17 protein-coding genes are annotated in these 21,233 nt (G+C 46.4%); 4 read left to right on the top strand and 13 right to left on the bottom strand.

From position 1 onward, the window contains the following. Window positions 1-21: 21 nt before the first annotated feature. The 4 genes from GA693_RS03250 to GA693_RS03235 all read right to left on the bottom strand — a co-directional run bounded on the left by GA693_RS03250 (window position 22) and on the right by GA693_RS03235 (window position 3,305). Complete coding sequence (locus GA693_RS03250) at window positions 22-1,257, bottom strand: dihydroorotase (RefSeq protein ID WP_075174772.1); 1,236 nt, start codon at window positions 1,255-1,257, stop codon at window positions 22-24. A gap of 10 nt (window positions 1,258-1,267) precedes the next feature. Continuing rightward, a complete protein-coding gene (locus GA693_RS03245) occupies window positions 1,268-2,284 on the bottom strand; it encodes an aspartate carbamoyltransferase catalytic subunit (RefSeq protein WP_005177046.1) in 1,017 nt (338 codons plus the stop codon). Window positions 2,285-2,503: 219 nt separating this feature from the next. Continuing rightward, window positions 2,504-2,833 (bottom strand): hypothetical protein, encoded by a 330-nt coding sequence (locus tag GA693_RS03240; protein WP_005177044.1) that lies wholly within the window; start codon window positions 2,831-2,833, stop codon window positions 2,504-2,506. Window positions 2,834-2,984: 151 nt separating this feature from the next. Further along, entirely contained in the window at window positions 2,985-3,305 is a 321-nt protein-coding gene (locus GA693_RS03235; protein ID WP_160241446.1) for a hypothetical protein, read from the bottom strand. Window positions 3,306-3,542: 237 nt separating this feature from the next. Between GA693_RS03235 and rlmKL the strand changes: the two genes are divergently transcribed. Next, window positions 3,543-5,747 (top strand): bifunctional 23S rRNA (guanine(2069)-N(7))-methyltransferase RlmK/23S rRNA (guanine(2445)-N(2))-methyltransferase RlmL, encoded by a 2,205-nt coding sequence (rlmKL, locus tag GA693_RS03230; RefSeq protein ID WP_160241447.1) that lies wholly within the window; start codon window positions 3,543-3,545, stop codon window positions 5,745-5,747. A gap of 268 nt (window positions 5,748-6,015) precedes the next feature. Here rlmKL and clpB read toward each other — a convergent pair whose 3' ends face one another. Both clpB and GA693_RS03220 read right to left on the bottom strand, forming a co-directional pair. Continuing rightward, complete coding sequence (gene clpB / locus GA693_RS03225; RefSeq protein ID WP_160241448.1) at window positions 6,016-8,595, bottom strand: ATP-dependent chaperone ClpB; 2,580 nt, start codon at window positions 8,593-8,595, stop codon at window positions 6,016-6,018. 324 nt (window positions 8,596-8,919) lie between these two features. Continuing rightward, complete coding sequence (locus GA693_RS03220; RefSeq protein ID WP_005177032.1) at window positions 8,920-9,342, bottom strand: OsmC family protein; 423 nt, start codon at window positions 9,340-9,342, stop codon at window positions 8,920-8,922. 147 nt (window positions 9,343-9,489) lie between these two features. Between GA693_RS03220 and crp the strand changes: the two genes are divergently transcribed. Together crp and GA693_RS03210 are read left to right on the top strand one after the other, a co-directional pair. Continuing rightward, window positions 9,490-10,194 carry a cAMP-activated global transcriptional regulator CRP gene (gene crp / locus GA693_RS03215; RefSeq protein ID WP_005177031.1) on the top strand — a complete coding sequence of 235 codons (705 nt, stop codon included), beginning with the start codon at window positions 9,490-9,492 and terminating at the stop codon, window positions 10,192-10,194. Between the two features lie 170 nt (window positions 10,195-10,364). Further along, on the top strand, window positions 10,365-11,414 hold the full coding sequence (locus GA693_RS03210; protein ID WP_160241449.1) for an NADP(H)-dependent aldo-keto reductase: 1,050 nt from the start codon (window positions 10,365-10,367) through the stop codon (window positions 11,412-11,414). A gap of 82 nt (window positions 11,415-11,496) precedes the next feature. Here the strand turns inward: GA693_RS03210 and GA693_RS03205 are convergent, their stop codons facing one another. From GA693_RS03205 to GA693_RS03175, 7 genes are all read right to left on the bottom strand, one after another. Further along, the gene (locus GA693_RS03205) at window positions 11,497-12,279 is read right to left on the bottom strand and encodes a M48 family metallopeptidase (protein ID WP_005177027.1); all 783 of its coding nucleotides are present in this window, start codon (window positions 12,277-12,279) and stop codon (window positions 11,497-11,499) included. 162 nt (window positions 12,280-12,441) lie between these two features. Beyond that, window positions 12,442-12,750 (bottom strand): hypothetical protein, encoded by a 309-nt coding sequence (locus GA693_RS03200; RefSeq protein ID WP_005177024.1) that lies wholly within the window; start codon window positions 12,748-12,750, stop codon window positions 12,442-12,444. An 88-nt stretch (window positions 12,751-12,838) separates the two neighbouring features. Further along, the gene (locus GA693_RS03195; RefSeq protein WP_104469896.1) at window positions 12,839-13,624 is read right to left on the bottom strand and encodes a M48 family metallopeptidase; all 786 of its coding nucleotides are present in this window, start codon (window positions 13,622-13,624) and stop codon (window positions 12,839-12,841) included. 136 nt (window positions 13,625-13,760) lie between these two features. Then, window positions 13,761-15,080, bottom strand: a complete 1,320-nt coding sequence (locus tag GA693_RS03190; RefSeq protein WP_005177019.1) for an adenylosuccinate synthase — start codon at window positions 15,078-15,080, stop codon at window positions 13,761-13,763. A gap of 71 nt (window positions 15,081-15,151) precedes the next feature. Beyond that, window positions 15,152-16,318, bottom strand: coding sequence for an ATP phosphoribosyltransferase regulatory subunit (locus tag GA693_RS03185; protein ID WP_160241450.1), 1,167 nt, complete (start codon window positions 16,316-16,318; stop codon window positions 15,152-15,154). A 298-nt stretch (window positions 16,319-16,616) separates the two neighbouring features. Further along, the gene (locus GA693_RS03180) at window positions 16,617-16,931 is read right to left on the bottom strand and encodes a hypothetical protein (RefSeq protein WP_005177014.1); all 315 of its coding nucleotides are present in this window, start codon (window positions 16,929-16,931) and stop codon (window positions 16,617-16,619) included. A gap of 163 nt (window positions 16,932-17,094) precedes the next feature. Continuing rightward, window positions 17,095-18,129 (bottom strand): type I glyceraldehyde-3-phosphate dehydrogenase, encoded by a 1,035-nt coding sequence (locus GA693_RS03175; protein WP_016658386.1) that lies wholly within the window; start codon window positions 18,127-18,129, stop codon window positions 17,095-17,097. A 405-nt stretch (window positions 18,130-18,534) separates the two neighbouring features. Here GA693_RS03175 and alaS point away from each other — a divergent pair, with 405 nt between their 5' ends. Continuing rightward, window positions 18,535-21,228: an alanine--tRNA ligase gene (alaS, locus tag GA693_RS03170; RefSeq protein WP_171502411.1), complete on the top strand. Its 2,694-nt coding sequence runs from the start codon at window positions 18,535-18,537 to the stop codon at window positions 21,226-21,228. The last annotated feature ends 5 nt before the right edge of the window (window positions 21,229-21,233 follow it).

Genomic DNA, 21,233 nt, shown 5'->3' with positions numbered 1-21,233 from the left:
CTGGCTCTTGAACAGGCGAATTTAGGCCAGGAAAGTCTGAATTACCTTGCCTTTCACGGTTTGCTGAATCAGCGGTGTATTCTTGCCTTGGGACAGAATGCTGTCTTTGTCCAGCGTCCACTCCAGTTCAGGATCGACCAGAATCCAGCCAGCTTCCTGCATCCAGCGATCTGCCATTTGCGCAACCGTCGCCGGTGCCAGTGTCACGGTATGCACCCATTCCAATGGACTGAACAGACCTTCCTCAACCAGTTGCACACCCAAGGGCACAAAGGTATCAAAAGCGGTAAAGCCCGGTAAGGTTTCAGCAAACGGTGCCATTTTGGCCGAACTGCTTAAGGGTTCATGATGGGTACAGATCGCATCAATTACGCCATCTTTTAAGCCCTGACGCAGCAATTCTTTGTCTTTTTCAGCACGTAGCGGTGGACGCACATGCGCCAGCGAGTTAAAGCCATCAATCACCTGATCGGTTAAATGCAGCTGATGCATCGCCACATCACAGGTTACTGGCAGGCCTTTTTCTTTGGCAATTTTAATCAGCTCGACCGAAGCGCCACAGGACAGCAAACCGAAATGCGCACGGACTTTGGTCGCTTCAATCATCAACAGGTATTTGGCAATGGCTACGGTTTCGGCCAGCGCCGGAATCATAGGCAAGCCCTGACGTGAAGCAATAAAACCTTCATGCACACAGCCATCTTTGGCAATTTGCGGTTCTTCGGCATAGAACACCACGGTCAGGTCCAGACCGGCTGCATATTCCAGCGTGCGAATCACGACATCATCATCAGCAAAGGATGCATTGGCATTGGAAACTGCAGTACAGCCGCCCTTTTTCAGACCGGCCATATTGGCAGGCTGTTTGCCTTGCAAGCCTTGGGTTTGTGCGCCAATCACCTGTAAATAAATACCACCATCCAGCATGGCTTTTTCGACCAGACCGTGAATCAAAGCACCATTGTCCTGCACAATCGGCTTGGAATCTGGTGGGGTAAACACGTGCAGAATACCGTTTTCACGTGCCGCCTTGCCTTCTGATTTTAAAGTACCATGCTGCTGCTGACCCGGTTCACGCATCCGCGCGCACAGATCAACCATGGTTGGCATCAGCCATTTGCCTTGTCCATCAATGGTTTCAGTCACATCTGCTGTTTCTGCAACCAGCTTGCCATTTTCCAGATATACCGTTTGCACGCGATCAGTCTTTTGCATTGGATCAAGAACGCGGACATTTTCAATTTTTACAATACGCATGACTGATTCCTTATACCGCAATCGCTTCAATTAAACCTTGTTCCTGCAGTTGACCCTGCATCGCCAGTGCCAGCACAGCCATACGCACCGCAATACCATTGGTCACCTGATTTAAAATCACCGATTGCGGACCATCGGCAATGCTGGAATCAATTTCCACACCCCGGTTCATCGGTCCCGGGTGCATCACGATACAATCCGGTTTGGCCAGCGCCAGACGCTCTTTGTTCAGGCCATACATTTTGTAGAATTCTGCCGGTGAGGACAGCGCCGGTGAATCAATCCGTTCATTCTGGATACGCAAGGTAATAATCACATCACAGTCACGGATGCCATCTTCCATTTTATTAAACAGGCGTACATCGGCCCCGTATTCCTCAAAACCAAATGGCAGCAAGGTATTCGGTGCAATCACGCGAATATCTTTACAACCTAAAGTTTGTAACGCCGCCACATCAGAACGTGCCACGCGCGAATGTTTAATATCGCCAATAATGGCAATGCTCATGTCAGCAAAGTCTTTTTTGGTTTCACGGCGAATGGTCAGCATATCCAGCATCGCTTGAGTCGGATGCGCATGACGGCCATCTCCGGCATTAATAATCGCGATATTTGGACAGACATCCTTGGCAATAAAATGCGCTGCACCTGAAGAGGAATGACGCACCACAAAAATATCGGCGGCCATGGCTTCCAAGTTCCACAGCGTATCGCGCAGGGTTTCGCCTTTAGAGGTACTGGAACGGGCAATGTCAATGTTAAGCACGTTGGCCGAAAGACGTTTGGCTGCAGCTTCAAAGGTGGTACGGGTACGGGTTGAATTCTCAAAAAACAGGTTCATAACCGTACGACCTTCCAGCAGGTTGTTAGTGATCAGCTGATTTTGGTCATTAAAAAAGGACTGCGCGGTGTCCAAAATTTTTGTGAGGGTTTGTTTGGAAAGCCCTTCGATGGTGATGAAATGTTTTAGATTTCCATCTTTATTGAGTTGAATCTGGCTCGGAGTATGCAATGCCGCCAAGTGCATGAGAGATTCCTTATACGTTAAGTCAACGTATTATACAGAGAATCGCCATTCTTGGCACTTGGCAATTCGGCTACTTGTATAAAAACCGGCTCGATAATAAAAATTGATTTTGAAATTCCTATGTATTTTTTCAATAAGATAATTTAAACGAATTTTTAGAATGAATATTTTATGTTCTAAAATGGCACCCAAGTCTGGAGCTTGAATGCCATAACTGATCTAGCGTAGTGCGCCAATATAATGATGTGAGACTTGTGCCCGATAAATGTCATCTTCAGTTGGTTCAACTTTCATTAATTCATCGTTATTTTTTTGCTGTAAACCCGCTTTTTGACTTATGTTCGAATCGGAAGAGAACTCGAATACGTCTTTAAATTTTTCAACCAGACGCAGTAATTCCGGATCGCGTGTGGCTTCGGCTAATGCAATCACATGTTCGGCATAATCACTATTTTCAGACAGATAAATGGCATCAATTACCCGGCCTGAAACTCGTCTCAAACGTGCATAGATTAAAGTCGCAATTGAAAAACTTTCTGTATTGACCATTCTTGATTCCCCAATCATTTAAAAATCGAGATTGCAGCCTCTCCCCAGCGACTGCAATCTCGTGATAATTACAGCAATATCCATACCAAAATTAAAAAGCCCATCTGTAATTAAGACAGGCTTTTTATAAAAACTACAATTCAGTTATAAATCAGAATAGGCTAAAACTTACATGGCCTTCATCATATTTGGCCGAACCACCTTTTCTTGATACATCATCCTGAATATTCTCATAATTTCTTCTTTCCAGCTGTTCGTCATCTGGAAGATCCAGCAACTGACGCAAACGCTCGACATGCGTTGCCAGTTCAGCATCCCGGGTTTCTAGCGCCAGCGTAATCACATGATGTGCATAGGAGCGATCCTGCATCAGATACATCACGTCAATTACTCGACTATTCACTTTTCTTAACCGTGCATACAACAATGTTGCAATGGAAAAAACATCATCACGACCGGATGTAATATTCACCCTATATCCCTCTGTAAAATAAAAGATTTAATCAACAAGTTCCTCTTGTTGATGGTGTGTAATTATACATATCTCATGAGTTTTCAATTTGCTTTTTATGCCAAGATTAAGAGCTTTTTATAATTATTAGCTCTAACAGAGATGTGCCAGATTTATAAAAAATTCCACAGCTTTAATAGCCAAAATACGGTAAACTTGGCGCAGTTTTTATTTATTCTTTTCCGGTCTCTCTATTTTATGAATACCTCTTCACGTTTAAGCAATTATTGGGTCACCTGTGCCGATGGTCTGGAAACCTTATTAGAAGAAGAAATCAAAGGTTTAGGTGTTCAGAATATTGAACGTTTCCCGGGTCGTCTAACCTTCAAAGGTACGCTGGAAAATGCTTACCGCATCTGCATGTGGTCTCGTTTGGCTTCACGTGTGCTGATGCCAATACATACCCATGAAATTGAATTTTCACATGATGCCCGTGATGTCGCTGAAGAGCTTTATGAAGGTGCAATCAGCTTTGATTGGTCACTGATTTTTGCACCACAAAGTACCTTCGCCATTCGTTTACACGTTGAACGTGAAATTAAGGTCAATACGCAGTTTGCTACGCTACGTGCCAAAGATGGTGTGGTTGATTCATTTATGGAAGCTGTCGGTAAACGCCCAAGTATCGACACCAAATCACCTGAAATCACCATGTATATTTTGGCAGGTAAAAAAGAACATACCTATTGCTTAGATTTATCGGGTGATTCACTGCATAAACGTGGCTACCGTCGTTTTATGACCGACGCCCCAATTAAAGAAAATCTAGCAGCAGCAATTTTGCAAAAAGGTGCTTTAAAAGAAACACAACCTGATATTGTCATCGACCCGATGTGTGGTTCAGGTACCTTTATTATTGAATCCCTGCTGATTTTAACCGACCGTGCACCGGGTCTGGTACGCCGTTTCGGCTTTAATGGCTGGAATGGCCATGACCATGAACTGTGGATGTCATTAAAGGCAGAAGCGGCTGAGCGTCATCAACAGGCGCTGGAACAGCCACTGCCAAAATTCTATGCTTTTGATGCCGACTGGGAAGCAGTCAAAGCCACCAAACAGAATATTATTGCTGCCGGTTTTGAACGTCTGCTCGATCATATCCAGATTGAAGAACGCACCTTGTCAGACTGGCCAGATTTTCAGGCCGAAGGCAAAACTGCGTTTGTGGTGACCAACCCACCGTATGGTGAACGTCTGGGAGATAAAGCCTCGAACCGTGCCTTGTATTTAGGTCTGTCTGCCCTGCTACAAAAACATTTCCCGAACCAGTCTGCTGCTGTCATTGCTGCCCAGGTGGAACAGGCCGATGTGCTGGCATTTAATGAGCCACAAACCTTGCGTTTAATGAATGGTAAGCTGCCAATTTACATTCGCTTTGGTACGGTCAAACCATTGGCAGTAGTAAAACCGTTCCTGGCTGACTGGCAGCCACAGCAGTTTGAACCAATTGAAGGTGCCGAAGACTTTACCAACCGTCTGCAAAAGAACATGCAGGCCTTAAAAAAATGGGCGGTTAAAGAAAACGTTTACTGCCTGCGTCTGTATGATGCCGATTTACCGGACTTTAATGTCGCGGTCGATTTATATGGTGATCGTCTGCATGTGCAGGAATATGCACCACCGAAGAAAATTGATCCTGAAAAAGCAAAAAAACGCTTTAACCTGGCGCTGCAAGCGATTCGTGCCGTGACCGGTTTAGGCCGTGATGCCGTGTTTATTAAAACCCGTGCCCGTCAGGAAGGTAAAAACCAGTACACCAAACAAAGTACCGCATCGAAACGCTTTATTGTGCAGGAGGGTCAGGCCAAGATTCTGGTTAACCTCACCGACTATCTGGATACCGGCCTATTCCTGGACCATCGCCAGATTCGTTTACGTATTGCCAAAGAAGCTAAAGGCAAGCATTTCCTCAATCTGTACAGCTATACATCGACGGCGAGTTTGCATGCTGCTTTAGGCGGCGCAGCCAGCACCACCAGTGTGGACTTGTCCAACACCTATTTGAACTGGTCCAAAGAAAACTTTGTCTTAAACGGCTTAACCGTCGACCATGCCGATGAACAACACCAGTTCTTTGCCAGCGACTGTTTTGAGTGGCTAAAAGAAGGTCATGAGCAATATGACCTGATCTTTATTGATCCGCCCACCTTCTCTAACTCGAAGAAATTCTACGGCACTTTTGATGTACAACGTGACCATGTTTCGCTAATTAAACGCGCCATGAACCGTTTAACCACAGAAGGCACCCTGTACTTCTCGAACAACTATCGCGGTTTTGAAATGGATGAAACCTTGCCAGCGCTGTTTGATATTCAGGAAATCAGCCATGAAACCATTGGTCCAGATTTCAAGCGTAACCAGAAGATTCACCGCGCCTGGAAAATCCAGCATCCACAAATCTAAAATGTGATTGGCAAGGACGGTGAATGGCAAAGGATGATTTGATCCTTTTCTATTCGCAATTCATTCGATCAGCAATAAAAAAGCCTGCTACCCCATAGCAGGCTTCTTTTACATCGGAAACTTTACGCTGTCACTCATCATCCAGCGTGGACTTACTTTGCAGAGTGAATCGCTACATCTGCCCGGCTTTTTGCTGCAGATATACCCATAAAAAAACCCGGCCGAAGCCAGGTCTTTGATTAAACAGTTTAGATGAACCGTGTGCGGATTAGTTCAGTTTCAGCTTCTGGAAATCCAGTTGGCCTGCATCTGCCGTAATCACAATGGTATCTCCCGGCTGGAAGTCACCGGCCAGAATTTTCTGCGCCAGATTATTTTCTACCTGTTGCTGGATGGCACGTTTTAATGGACGCGCACCGTAAACTGGGTCAAAACCGGCTTCAATCAGCTGGTCAAAGGCAGAATCATCTACCGTTAACTTGATATCGCGGTCAGCCAGACGGGCACGTAAACGGTTCAGCTGGATATCGGCAATACCACGAATCTGCGCTTTTTCCAGGGCATGGAATACTACCAGCTCATCAATACGGTTGATAAACTCTGGACGGAAATGCTCAGACACGGCCGCCATCACTACATTGCGTACATCATCACGGCTTGGATTATCGCCCAGTTCACGCACATCGCTTGAACCCAGGTTCGAGGTCATTACAATCACGGTGTTTTTAAAGTCCACCACACGGCCCTGCGAGTCGGTCAAGCGACCATCATCCAGCACCTGCAGCAAGATGTTAAATACATCCGGATGGGCTTTCTCCACCTCATCAAACAGCACCACGCTATATGGTTTACGGCGTACGGCTTCGGTTAATACCCCGCCTTCTTCATAGCCGACATAGCCCGGAGGCGCACCGACCAGACGACTGACTGAATGTTTTTCCATAAATTCGGACATATCAATCCGGATCATGGCGTCATCGCTGTCAAACAGGAAATTGGCCAAGGCTTTGGTTAACTCGGTCTTACCGACACCGGTTGGACCCAGGAACAGGAAAGAACCACTTGGACGGTTCGGATCCGACAACCCGGCACGTGAACGGCGCACCGCATTGGATACCGCAATCACCGCTTCATCCTGCCCTACCACACGCTGATGCAGGAAGCTTTCCATTTGCAGCAGTTTTTCACGCTCGCCTTGCAGCATTTTCGCAACCGGAATACCGGTGGCTGCGCTGACCACTTCCGCAATTTCGTTATCGGTGACTTTATTGCGCAATAACTTCGGTTCTTCTTTCTCTTCCACCAGCTCATCTTGGGCCAGCTGTTTTTCCAGTTCCGGAATCACGCCATATTGCAGACGCGACATCTCGCCCAGATCATTTTCACGCTGTGCTTTTTGCAAGGCAATACGCGCCTGATCCAGCTGCGCCTGAATCTGCTTAGTGCCTTCGACCAGAGTTTTTTCAGACTTCCACACTTCTTCCAGATCGTTATAGTCTTTTTGGACGTCTTCGATCTGTTTTTCCAGATGACTGACTTCTGCACGGCTGCCGGCATCTTCATCTTTTTTCACAGCTTCAAGTTGCAGCTTTAACTGAATCAGACGGCGTTCCAGCTTATCCAGCGCTTCCGGTTTAGAGTCCAGCTCCATCTTGATGCGCGATGCTGCTTCATCAATCAGGTCAATGGCTTTATCGGGCAATTGACGGTCAGTGATATAACGATGTGACATTTTCGCTGCAGCAATAATCGCCGAGTCGAGAATTTTCACCCCGTGGTGGACTTCATAACGCTCTTTCAGACCACGTAAAATGGCAATGGTGTCTTCGACACTTGGCTCATCGACCAGCACTTTCTGGAAACGGCGCTCAAGGGCGGCATCTTTTTCAATGTACTGACGATATTCATCGAGCGTGGTTGCCCCCACGCAGCGTAATTCACCGCGTGCCAGCGCCGGTTTCAGCATGTTGCCGGCATCCATCGCGCCATCACCTTTACCTGCGCCAACCAGGGTATGCAACTCATCAATAAACAGGATGATTTCGCCTTCATGCTTGGCCAGATCTTTCAGGACCGCTTTTAAACGCTCCTCAAACTCGCCGCGATATTTGGCACCGGCCAGCAATGAACCCAGGTCCAGCGATAACACGCGTTTGCCTTTTAAGCTTTCTGGCACTTCACCATTCACAATACGCTGTGCCAGACCTTCTACAATTGCGGTTTTACCGACCCCAGGCTCACCAATCAGTACCGGGTTATTTTTGGTCCGACGTGACAAGACCTGTACGGTACGGCGGATTTCATCATCACGACCAATCACCGGATCGAGCTTGCCAGCCAGCGCACGTTCGGTTAAATCTACAGTGTATTTATTGAGTGAATCACGTTGATCTTCATGATTATTACTCATCACTTTTTCATCACCTCGAATTTTTAAAATCACCTGACGCAGACTGTCTGCGCTGACACCGATACTGTTCAATAAGCTTTTAGTGGCCCCAACTTCGCTCAGGCCCAGTAATACCCAGTCGGTAGACAGGAATTCATCGCCCGCTTTCTGGGCATAGCTATCGGCCAAGTTTAAGGCTTTAACCGCTTCCGGACTTAAATTAATGTCGCCAGTCGGATTGGCTAGCGTTGGCGCATCATTCAGTGCCTGCTGCAACTTGCTCTGCAAATCACGCAACTGGGCACCGGCCTGCTGTAACAAGCTGACATTGGATGCTTCTTCTAACAGAGTGGCCAAGACATGAATGCCGTCAATGGCGGTATGGTCTTTGCCCATCGCCAGCGATTGCGCATCGGAGAGAGCTTGCTGTAAGCGATTTGTAAATTTTTCAAAACGCATTCTTGTTATTCCTCACAACAATTTTTTCACTTGAAACATATATGGGAGTACTTTTGGCAATTTCAAATGATTTTTCATATATTTTTCAAAGTGTTATTTTAATGCAACAGATATAACTCAATTATAATATTGGTCTGTGACCGGCCAATTTCAAGTCAGCATCAGGATTATTTTTATACAGTAATGCAGCTGCGGCCTATGTAATAGGAAACACATATTTTGAGAGCTCTGCCCATTGCGGCCAATTTTTTGCGAGGTCTAAAACCATGGAAAAATAAAAAAGCCGGTAATTAACCGACTTTTTACATGACTTTACAGTCATGATTATTCTGCTTCGATAATCTCGAAATCGTGGCTAATTTCAACACCACCATCTGACAGCATTTTGCTGGCTGAACAGTATTTTTCTGCGGATAATTCAACTGCCTTGGCGACTTGCTTTTCCTTGACTGCCTTGCCTGTCACCACAAAATGCAGATGAATTTTGGTGAACACCGCCGGAATCGAATCGGCACGTTCTGCTTTCAGCTGACAAACCACACCAGTCACATCCTGACGTGATTTCTTTAAAATGGTCACAATATCAAACGATGCACAACCACCAAGTCCCATTAAAATGAGCTCCATGGGACGTGGTCCACGGTTTTCTCCACCATACTCGGCAGAACCATCCATCACCACGCTATGGCCACTTTCCGATTTTGCTTCAAAAGCAACATTCTCTAGCCAATGAACACTCGTTTGCATTGCAAGTCCTTCAAAAAAACTATAAATTTACAAGGTGCCTGTACACTAACATAATTTGAGTTGATAAGGAATTTCATCTCTACTGTGTGACAAGTTCATACTAGGTCTTGTGCGATCTATTATTTATCCATTTTCGGAACCTTTAGCATGACTTCAAACTTTTCACAATTAAGCACCGATGCCCTGTCTCCTGGTCAATTACCAGATTCAGTCAAGGCATTATTAAAACGTGCATATATCAACCGTTATCCGAAACGGACCACAATTGTTGATGCGGGGTCTGAATCAAAATCACTTTATTTGATTCTGAAAGGATCTGTTTCCATCATTCTGCGTGAAGATGATGATCGCGAAATTGTTGTGGCGTATTTGAATCCGGGTGACTTCTTTGGGGAAATGGGTCTATTCGAAGCAAATCCACAACGTACTGCAGAAGTACGCACACGTGACGTTTGTGAAATTGCCGAAGTGACTTATGAAAACTTCCACGAGCTCAGCAAGCAATATCCAGATCTAAGCTATGCGGTATTTGCCCAACTGGTGCGCCGTTTAAAAAATACCACGCGTAAAGTGACCGATCTGGCCTTCATTGATGTTTCAGGCCGTATTGCGCGTTGTCTGATTGACCTGTCTGCGCAGCCTGAAGCCATGATTTTGCCAAATGGCCGTCAAATCCGCATTACCCGTCAGGAAATTGGCCGCATTGTTGGCTGTTCACGTGAAATGGTCGGCCGTGTTCTGAAAACCCTGGAAGAACAAGGCATGATCGAAACTGATGGTAAAGCCATTCTGATTTTTGATGCCTCTTTAGAGCAAAATGATGCAGCAGATGAACAGTTTGATGATGAATAAGTCTTAAACTGCTATATGCTTAAGGCAAATCTTCGGATTTGCCTTTTTTATGCCTGTTCGCTATGTGAAAAATATTTACAAACTAACCTAAAATATTGATTTAACAGTCTGCCTGCGATGGTTTAGCCTAGTCCCTATTCGCTTGATGATATTTTGAATAAGGACATCTTATGCAGTTCAATCCCCTTGCTGATACCGGTATTTTATTGCCTGAAATCTGTCTGGGCACCATGACCTTTGGTGAACAAAACACCCAGGATGAAGCCTTTGCCCAGCTGGATTATGCGCTGGAACGTGGCCTGTATTTCTGGGATACCGCCGAAATGTATCCGGTGCCCCCTAAACCAGAAACTCAAGGTGCCACCGAAGTCATGATTGGCAACTGGCTCAAGGCGCGCGGTGGACGGGACAAGCTTTTTTTGGCCTCAAAAATTGCCGGACCGGCTCAGGGTGGCAGCCATATTCGTGATGGACAAACCCGTTACAACGCTACTGATATTCGCACTGCGCTGGATGGCAACCTGAAACGCCTGCAAACCGATTATATTGACTTATACCAGCTGCACTGGCCACAGCGTCCGACCAACTTCTTTGGCAAGCTGGGTTATGGCAATGCCGAAGCCCATGCACAGCAGCATGTCACCGACCTTGAAGAAACCCTGACCGCCTTGCAGCAGGAAATCCAAAACGGCCGGATTCGTTATATTGGGCTCTCCAATGAAACCCCATGGGGCACCATGAAGTTTTTGCATCTGGCAGAAAAACTCGGTTTAAGCAAATTTGTCAGCGTACAAAACCCCTATAACCTGCTAAATCGTACCTATGAAATTGGCATGTCGGAAATTGCCAAATATGAAGGCGTCGGTTTACTGGCTTATTCTCCTCTGGCCTTTGGTTATTTAACCGGGAAATTCCGGCATGGTGCCCGTCCGACCAATGCGCGTGTTACCCTGTATTCACGCTTTAGCCGCTACAGCAATCCAGAAAGTGAATGGGCCACTGAACAATATGCGCAACTGGCCGAGCAACATGGCCTCAGCTTAACCCAACTGGCTTTGGCTTTTATTAAGCAGCAGTTCTTTGTCACCAGTACCATTATTGGTGCGACTTCGCTGGAACAGCTAAAAGAAAATATTGATGCCTTTGAAGTCAATCTGTCCGATGACATTTTACAAGGCATTGAAGCGATTCACCGTCAGCAGCCCAACCCGGCACCTTGATGACAGGTATTAACAAAACCTCATGCATAAAAAAATGCCTCATCATATGAGGCATTTTTAAATCTATTTTAAACCCAGAAGCTTAACGACGGTTCTGGTTATAAATGGCCTGAGCAGCCGGCAAGTTCTCACGCATCGCTGCAATACGCTGGCTGTTCGATGGGTGAGTCGACAGGAACGATGCCCCGCCACCACCTTCTAAGCGGTTCATTTTTTCCCATAAGGTAATTGCCGCTTGTGGGTTATAGCCACCACGCGCCATCAGCATTAAACCGCCTTCATCGGCACGACTTTCCAGATTACGTGAATATGGCAAGCCCACACCTACCTGTGCGCCCAATTGTGCCGCTGCAGCACCTAACTGGCCAACGTTACTGCCTGCTGCGCTTAAACCGATATTTAAAGCCAAATTGGTCAGTGCCTGCGCGCCAATCTTACTCTTGGCATGTTCTTCTAGAGCATGCACCATTTCATGGCCCATAATCGCAGCAATTTCGGCATCGGTCAGGTTCAGTTTGTTGACGATACCAGTATAGAACACCACTTTACCGCCGGGCGCGACAAAGGCATTAATCTGGTCAGATTTTAATACTGCCAGCTGCCAGCTAAATGGCTGACCAGTCTGGTTCATCTGGTTGGCAACCGGTGTTAAACGCTGGAACACCGTGTTAATACGTTTATAGGTACTTGAACTGGTGTCCAGCTGCCCCTTGTTACGCGCATCTTGCACCATCTGGCTATAACTTTGCGCCGCGGTTGCATTTAGGGTTGCGGTATCTGCACCGGCCATATCGGCCACGGTGGTACAGCCTGAAAAAGTGATTGCACTTGCGGCACAAAAACTCAATACCAATTTTTTGTTCATTATAATAATCTCCGCCATTCGGCTATACACATACTCATGAATTATATGAAATCATTTCAATGCTTTAAATCTGAAATGGCTTCATAATCATATCATTTATGTAAACAATGGCAGTGCTGTGTAAACTGTAGCTACATCAGCAGCAACGAGCGGAATACGGCCTTAATAGGCAAACTGATAGAAAATCCAGAATACCAGACAGAAAATATTCAGGCCCAGATACATCTGCGAAACCACTTCCATTTTCTCTTCCAGTGCCGGATTTTTACGTTTATAGAATAAATAGGCGTTTTGGATCAGTACCAGCGGCACCAAAATACAGGCAAAAATCACACTCAGACCAATAAAGGCCTGATACATAATATTCGGATCATGCTTTTGTAACAGAATCAGCAACATCGCAATGGTCGGTGCACCGCCCATGGCAAATAATAACGAATAGAAAATGGTGCTTGAAATATTTTTATGCATCCTGCCTGACCCAATGTTTTTTCTGTGTTTTATTCTAGCAAGCACCATCTGAATAGACAGTGCTGATGTGTGCAACTTTAGTCTTGAATTACTTCGCAGCGCGGTAATACTGCATTGCTTCCGGCATCATCTGCTGTAACGCGGCAATACGGTCATTGTTACTTGGATGGGTCGACATAAACTTGGCAATAGCGCTATTTCCACGGGCATCGTTGGCATTCATTTTCTGCCAGAGCGTAATTGCTGCATTCGGATCATAACCGGCTTTGGCCATTAACAGTAAACCGCCTTTGTCGGCGCGGCTTTCCAGATTACGCGAATAAGGCAACCCTACCCCAAACTGGCTACCCAAATCCAGCAGTAAACCACCATAACCACCCACCGACTGGCCCACATATTGCGAGCCAATACTAACCGCCAGATTGGTCAGGGTCTGGGCACCAATTTTACTTTTGGCATGTTCTTCCAGTGCATGTACCATTTCATGGCCCATGATCGCCGCGACTTCATTGTCAGTCAGTTTCAGGTTTTCAACAATGCCTGTATAGAACACTACTTTGCCACCCGGAGCCACATAGGCATTAATTTCAGGTGACTTAATCACCGCCACTTGCCACTCAAAAGTCTGCCCGGTCTGGTTCATCTGGTCGGCATAGGGCTTCATCTTTAAAAACACGCGATTAACCTTCTTATAGGTGGCAGAACGGGTATCTAGCACCTTTTTCTGCTCGGCTTCCTGCAACATTTGCTGATAGCTCTGGCTGGCGTTTAAGTTTAAAGTCGCTGAATCTGCCCCGGCCAGTTCTGCCACAGTGGCGCAGCCCGTCAAATGCGTTGCCAATACAATTCCAATGGCTAAGTTCTTATATTTCATAACATTCTCTAATTGTTCGAAAGTGCCTAGCACTATAAACAAAATCAGGGAATTCTCAAGATGGTGCGCTATTTTTCTGAGCCAAAAATAAAAAACCCTGTGCAGGCACAGGGTTTTCTCATTTCAGCTTAAACGATTAAGCTTCAAACGGATGGCGCAGAATAATGGTTTCTGCACGGTCTGGACCGGTTGAAATGATGTCGATTGGACATTCAATTAACTGCTCAAGACGCTTGATGTAGTTGATTGCATTTTCAGGCAATTGTTCAACACTGGTCGCCCCCACAGTTGACTCAGACCAGCCTGGCATGGTTTCGTAAATTGGCTTCAAGTTTTCATAAGCCAGCGCGTCAGAAGAACCGACACAACCTGAATCGGTGTTTTCATAGCCAACACAGATTTTAATTTCTTCTAAACCATCCAATACGTCTAACTTGGTCAGGCAGATTCCAGACAGTGAGTTGACATCCACTGAACGGCGCAGGATTTCTGCATCGAACCAGCCACAACGACGTTGACGGCCAGTAGATGCACCAAACTCGTGACCCACTGTACCCAGGTGTTTACCAATTGCATCACCCACATCATTTGCCGCGTCGTAGACCAGCTCAGTTGGGAACGGACCAGCACCCACACGTGTGGTGTAGGCTTTGGTAATACCCAGCACATAGTCAAGATGCAATGGACCTAAACCAGAACCTGAGCTTACGCCGCCCGCAGTGGTGTTTGAAGAAGTCACGTACGGATAAGTACCGTGGTCAACGTCCAGCAATGAACCTTGCGCACCTTCAAACATAATGTTGTCACCGTTTTTACGGTAATTATGAATTTCAGTGGTTACATCCACCACTAATGGTGCAATCACTTCACGCCATTGGTCACACAGTGCAATCACGTCGTCCAGTTTAACTTCTTCAACACCGTAGTATTGAGTTAACTGGAAGTTGTGGTAATCCAGCAATTCAGCCAGCTGCGCACGTAATGCGTCACCGCCACGTACCAGGTCAGCCACACGTACTGCACGGCGCGCCACTTTATCTTCGTAGGCAGGGCCAATACCACGACCGGTAGTACCAATTTTGGCATTGCCACGTTTTTTCTCACGTGCCTGATCCAGCGCAATGTGGTTCGGAAGAATTAATGGACAGTTTGGAGAAATACGTAAACGTTCTTTAACTGGCACGCCTTCCTGTTCAAGAATGGTCATTTCCTTGATCAGCGCTTCAGGTGAAAGCACCACACCGTTACCAATTAAGCACAGTACGTTTTCACGTAAAATACCAGATGGAATGAGGTGTAATACAGTTTTCTTACCACCAACCACGAGAGTATGACCTGCGTTGTGTCCGCCTTGATAACGTACTACCGCAGCCGCTTGATCTGTGAGCAGGTCGACGATTTTACCTTTACCTTCGTCGCCCCATTGGGTACCAAGTACCACAACATTCTTGCCCATAATAGCCTCATTACATCATGCTGTTAAAATTGAAAACCAGGCACATGTGACATGAACACATGCGCTGGCGATTAAATTTTTTCGACCGTCCACTCACCGTTACGATTCACCAGCTGGTGAGTTGCATACGGTACAGAGCTTAAATCATCCTGACCCAATAACTGAATTACACTTAAGCCTTGGGTACGGGTGGCCTGAATTGCAGCCAATAAATCTGCCTGATTGCCCTTTGGTGCAACCACCACCGATTTTGCTTCGAAACGACCGGCGCTGAGCGCATATAAGTCGCAAGAGAAACCGGTTGCCGGACGGGCACGACCAAAATGCTGGCCAATACCATCATAACGGCCGCCTTGAGCCAGTGGTGCTGCACGGTTTGGTGCATAAACGGCATACATTAAACCGGTATGGTAGTGATACGAACGCAGTTCTACCACATCAATCCCGATATGCAGATTTGGCCAGCGTGCCTGAATTTCTGCCTGGGTGGTTTTGACCGCATCAAAGGCATGTTTAAATTCCACATTCGCCCGCACATCGGCGCTTAAATGGGCTTCCAGTGCATCCAGATCACTGGCAAAACGGCCCAGCGCATAGAAATCTGAACCAAAGGCTAAGTCCTGGGTAAAGTCCGCCAGTTCTGGCAAGGCTTTACGCTGATATAAATCAGATAACTGACGCTCAGTGGCTTTGTTCAGACCAGCTTTTTGTACCAGACTGCGGAACAGACCCACATGACCTAAATCCAGATGGATACCATCGGCCAGACCGGCTTCCTGAATCAGGCTGATCATCAGGTCAACCATTTCCACATCGGCATCAATACTGTCGGAACCGAACAGTTCGGCACCCAGTTGCAGAGGTGCACGGGTGGTATTAAAGCCCTGTGGCTTGGTATGCAAAACTGTACCAGCGTAGCAATAACGCGCCACACCATCTACCGGATGTACATGCGCATCAATACGCGCCACCTGTGGCGTCATATCGGCACGCACGCCAAGCAGACGACCAGACAGCTGGTCAATCACCTTGAACGTGGCCAGGTCTAAATCTTGATTCGATTCTGAAAGAGAAGAGAGAGATTCGATATATTCAATAAATGGCGTGTACACCAACTGATAACCTCGAGATGCGAGGAAATCCAGTGAATTACGGCGCAATGTTTCGATGACTTGCGCTTGTTCTGGTAATACATCAGCTACACCATCAGGTAATAACCATGTCTCTGAAATGGGCATGTTGTAAACCTAAATTCTTGTCTGCGCGGAACAAATCCGCATAAAAAAATCGGGAGCACACCCGATTTCTCCTAGTTTAGCACGATCAAATGGGCTGTGCATCGCAAATTTGATAATTTTCTCTGTCTGATCAATTCCATTACAATCCTGCCCGACTGGAGCTGTCGTTTCGAGAGTAAAAGCTGTTTTTTACTGAAGAAGATAAAGGAGCTGGACACATCCCAAACTTATCATCTTTTTTTCAGCGCAGATGGAAATCACCTTCACTCTGCCCTGCGTTGATCTGCTTAAAAAAGTCTTATTTGACTTTATTCGGATCCAGCACCTGAGTAATTAAATTCACCAGCTCAACATTCTGGGTTTCCAGCTGATGAATACGCTGCGCTGATTTATCCAGCGCTTCCTGCTGCACGTGCATTTTCTTGGCCAGATCCTGCATGATCTCTAAAGTCTTTTTCAGATTTTCTTCCAGACTGATGACTTTGTTTTCGAGCTGATGATTATCGCTTTGGCGATTCAAATGATCATGCTGGTTTTTAAACTGCAGCCAGATCAGAAAAATCACCGCTACGGCCAACAGTAAAATAAATCCCCAAAGTAGAATAAACATCATGTGTAGTGCTCGACTTATTTGTTTTGTTTTATCTTAACGAAAAATATAGCAAAAAGGCGAAAAATCGCCTCCAGCCTGTCAATACTCGGCTGTGAGCGTGTTTCACCCGGTTAGACCACCATCGTACAGTCCAAGCTTAGGCAAAGATTTGGACAGATAGAAATTAATGCGCCTGATGGGCAAAAGATTCACATAAATCCAGTAAACGGTTGGCATAGCCCCATTCATTGTCATACCAGGCAAAGACTTTGGCCTGATGCCCGACCACCATGGTCTGGGTAAGATCGACAATTAAAGAATACGGCGAATGGTTAAAGTCACTCGATACCAGCGGCTCATCGGTGACCTGCATAATTTCGGCATAATCCTGCTGCGCGGCTTTCACCAGCACTTCATTCAGCTTATGTACGGTAATGGGTGACTGGGAAATAAAGCTGACATCAATGGCGGCGACATTAATGGTGGGTACCCGAATCGAATAGCCATCAATGCGATTTTCCATTTTAGGCATCACCTGTTTTAAGGCGCCTAAAGCACTTGAGGTGGTCGGAATAATATTCTGCCCGGATGCACGTGCGCGGCGTAAATCACGGTGCGCATGATCCAGCACCGACTGATCAGCCGTGACAGCATGAATTTCGGTCATCAGCGCGGTTTCAATACCAAAAGCATCATCCACAATTTTAACCAACGGCACCAAGGCCTGAGTGGTACAGGAAACACTGGAAATAATCTGGTCTGAGGCTTTGACCTCATGATGATTGACCCCGTAAACAATGGCGGCATCAACCGTGTCAAACGGTGCTGCGCCAATAATCACCCGTTTGGCACCGGCATGAATATGCTGGGTTGCGGCTTCACGCGAACGGAACAGGCCGGTACATTCCAGCACCACATCAATATTTAACTGCTGCCATGGCAACTGTGCCGGCTGTGGCTGGCTCAGCACCTGAACTTTCAGCTTGGCCTGCCCCGAGTGTATGCACAGATAAATCTGTTCCTGTTCCAGCTGGATTTCTACCTGCCCCGGAAAACGGCCATGGGTTGAATCGTATTTAAACAGATGTAGTAGCGTGGCAACATCGGCGACGTCATTAATCGCGACAATATCAAAATGAAATTCTTTAGGATTTTCAAACCAGGCACGCAGTACATTTCGCCCAATTCGCCCAAAGCCATTAATCGCCACTCGTTGCATCCGTATTCCTTCAAACTGCACATCAATCTTGTCTGTGCTTATGTTAAAGGATTTCCGCCAGACACGGCGAATAATTCCTGCCAAACTCAGCAATTAATTTAAACCTGTCCAATATTTAAGCAGTTAGCAGCACTATTTTCTGCTTGATAAAAATTAGCAGGATGCACGGTAACTGGCTAAACCGCAGCAATGACAACAGCTTGTGATTTCACAGCAGATTCGATGACTTTGAGGTTTGGGTTTTCGCCGCAGATTTGTCATCAAAACACTTTAAAATCATTGGTGAGTGTGGCTTTTTCCGTTATAATTTGGCGTTTTTAAATTTTAAGCCCGTATAACAGCAGAGAAAATCTTGTCAGACTGTTATGCTTTTAGCCAAATCGAGAATTATGGAGTGACTTGGTTGTGAGTACTCGTTTTATGACATCAGCTGAAATTCGTGAAGCATTTTTGCGTTACTTTGAATCGCAAGGGCATACACGTGTCGCGTCGAGTTCTCTGGTTCCCGCCAACGACCCAACGTTGCTGTTCACCAATGCTGGTATGAACCAGTTTAAAGATTGTTTCTTAGGTCTGGAAAAGCGCGATTATGTCCGTGCCGTATCTTCACAAAAATGTGTACGTGCCGGTGGTAAACACAACGACTTAGATAACGTCGGTTATACCGCGCGTCACCACACCTTCTTTGAAATGTTGGGTAACTTCTCTTTTGGTGATTACTTCAAGCGTGATGCGATCAAGTTTGCCTGGGAATTCCTGACCGGTGATGAATGGTTAGCCCTGCCAAAAGACAAACTGTATGCCACGGTTTACCACACCGATGACGAAGCATTCGACATCTGGAACAAGGAAATCGGTTTAGCACCAGAACGTATTATCCGTATTGGCGACAACAAAGGCGAGAAATACGCATCTGATAACTTCTGGGCTATGGGTGATACCGGTCCATGCGGTCCATGTTCTGAAATTTTCTTTGACCATGGCGATCATATCTGGGGTGGCCTACCAGGCACACCTGAAGAAGATGGCGACCGTTTCATTGAAATCTGGAACAACGTCTTTATGCAGTTCAACCGTACTGCTGATGGCGTATTGCACCCGCTTCCTGCTCCTTCGGTCGATACCGGTATGGGCTTGGAACGTATTTCTGCCGTATTACAGCACGTCAACTCCAACTACGAAATTGACCTGTTCCAGCATCTTTTAAAAGCAGCAGCTGAAATTATTGGTCTAGATACCTCTGCACTTGAAGCGGAAGCCAAAGAAAAAGGCACACCGGTACAATATCCAGCTTCACTTAAAGTGGTGGCTGACCATGCCCGTTCTTGCTGCTTCCTGATTGCAGATGGCGTCAATCCGTCTAACGAAGGACGGGGTTATGTACTGCGCCGTATTATCCGCCGTGCCGTGCGTCATGGTAACAAACTCGGTGCAACCGGTTCATTCTTCCACAAAATGCTGCAACCGCTGATTGAAGTAATGGGTGCGGCGTATCCTGAACTGGAAGCTCAAAAAGCACGTATTGAAGCGCAATTACTGAAAGAAGAAGAACAATTCGCCAAAACACTTGAGCAAGGTTTGAAATTGCTTGAAGGCGAACTGGCGAACTTAAAAGGTTCTGTGATTCCAGGCGAAGTGGTATTTAAACTGTATGACACTTACGGTTTCCCGACCGACCTAACCGCAGATATTGCCCGTGAACGCGACCTAACCATTGATGAAGCTGGCTTTGAAGTTGAAATGGCAGCACAGCGTCAACGTGCACGTGATGCCGGTAAATTTGCCATCGACTATAACAGCGTAGTCAAAGTGGATGGTGAAACCCAGTTTGATGGTTACGATGCCACTGCAGGTCAAGGTCAAATCATTGCCATCTATAAAGATGGCGAACAGGTTGACGAAGTCGCTGAAGGTGATGAAGCACTGATCGTCCTGAACCAGACGCCATTCTATGCAGAAAGCGGTGGTCAGATCGGTGATACCGGTATTTTCAAAAACGACACCGGTATTTTTGAAGTGCAAGACACCAAAAAATCGGGCGGCGCTTTTGTACACCAGGGTATTGTAACCATGGGTAGCCTGAAAGCAGCACAAAACGTGGAAGCAATTGTCAAAGCGGACATTCGTGCTGCAACTGCACGCAACCACTCGGCGACTCACCTGCTGCACGCTGCGCTGCGTCAAATTCTGGGCTCACACGTACAGCAAAAAGGCTCACTGGTTGCATCAGACGTATTACGTTTTGACTTTGCCAACGACCAGCCGGTTTCATTTGAACAGCTGCAAGAAATTGAGCGTCTGGTGAATGCTGAAGTGATTGCCAATACCGAAGTGACCACTGAGCTGTTAGATATCGAATCTGCGAAAGCCAAAGGCGCGATGATGCTGTTCGGTGAGAAATACGGTGATGAAGTTCGCGTACTGTCTATGGGTTCAGTAATTGAAGAGAAAAACTTCTCGATTGAACTGTGTGGCGGTATTCACGTGAAACGCACCGGTGACATCGGTCTGTTCAAAATAACCTCTGAAGGTGGTGTGGCTGCAGGCGTGCGTCGTATTGAAGCGGTGACAGGCACCAAAGCGATTGAAGCTGCGCAAAAAGCTGATCGTGACATCAACACCATTAATGCGCTGTTAAAAGCACAGAAAGAGCAAACCATTGAGAAAGTTGAAGCAATTGTTGAAACAGCATCTAGCCTGCAAAAACAGATTGAACAGCTGAATCAGAAACTGGCCAGCCTGCAAGCGGGTGAACTTTTAAGCCAAGTTCAGACCATTGCTGGCCGTGCAACACTTATTACCACTGTTCAGGGTATGGATGCCAAAGCACTGCGCAACCTGCATGACGGTGTGAAATCAAAATTAGACAACGCAGTGATTGTACTTGCCGGTGTAGAGGGTGACAAAGTGAGCCTGATTGCATCCGTTGCAAAAGACTTCACTACGTCTATTAAAGCAGGTGACATCATCAAACACTTGGCTACTGAGCTTGGTGGTAAAGGTGGTGGTAAACCTGACTTAGCACAAGGTGGCGCGCCACTAAACGAGAAGTTTGCAACCGTGATGGCAGAGTTAACTGCCTGGCTGGAAGCAAAATAACTTCA

The sequence above is a fragment of the Acinetobacter indicus genome (genome assembly GCF_009914475.1).
Classification (GTDB): Bacteria; Pseudomonadota; Gammaproteobacteria; order Pseudomonadales; family Moraxellaceae; genus Acinetobacter; species Acinetobacter indicus.
This window is presented reverse-complemented; position numbering and strand designations above follow the sequence as displayed.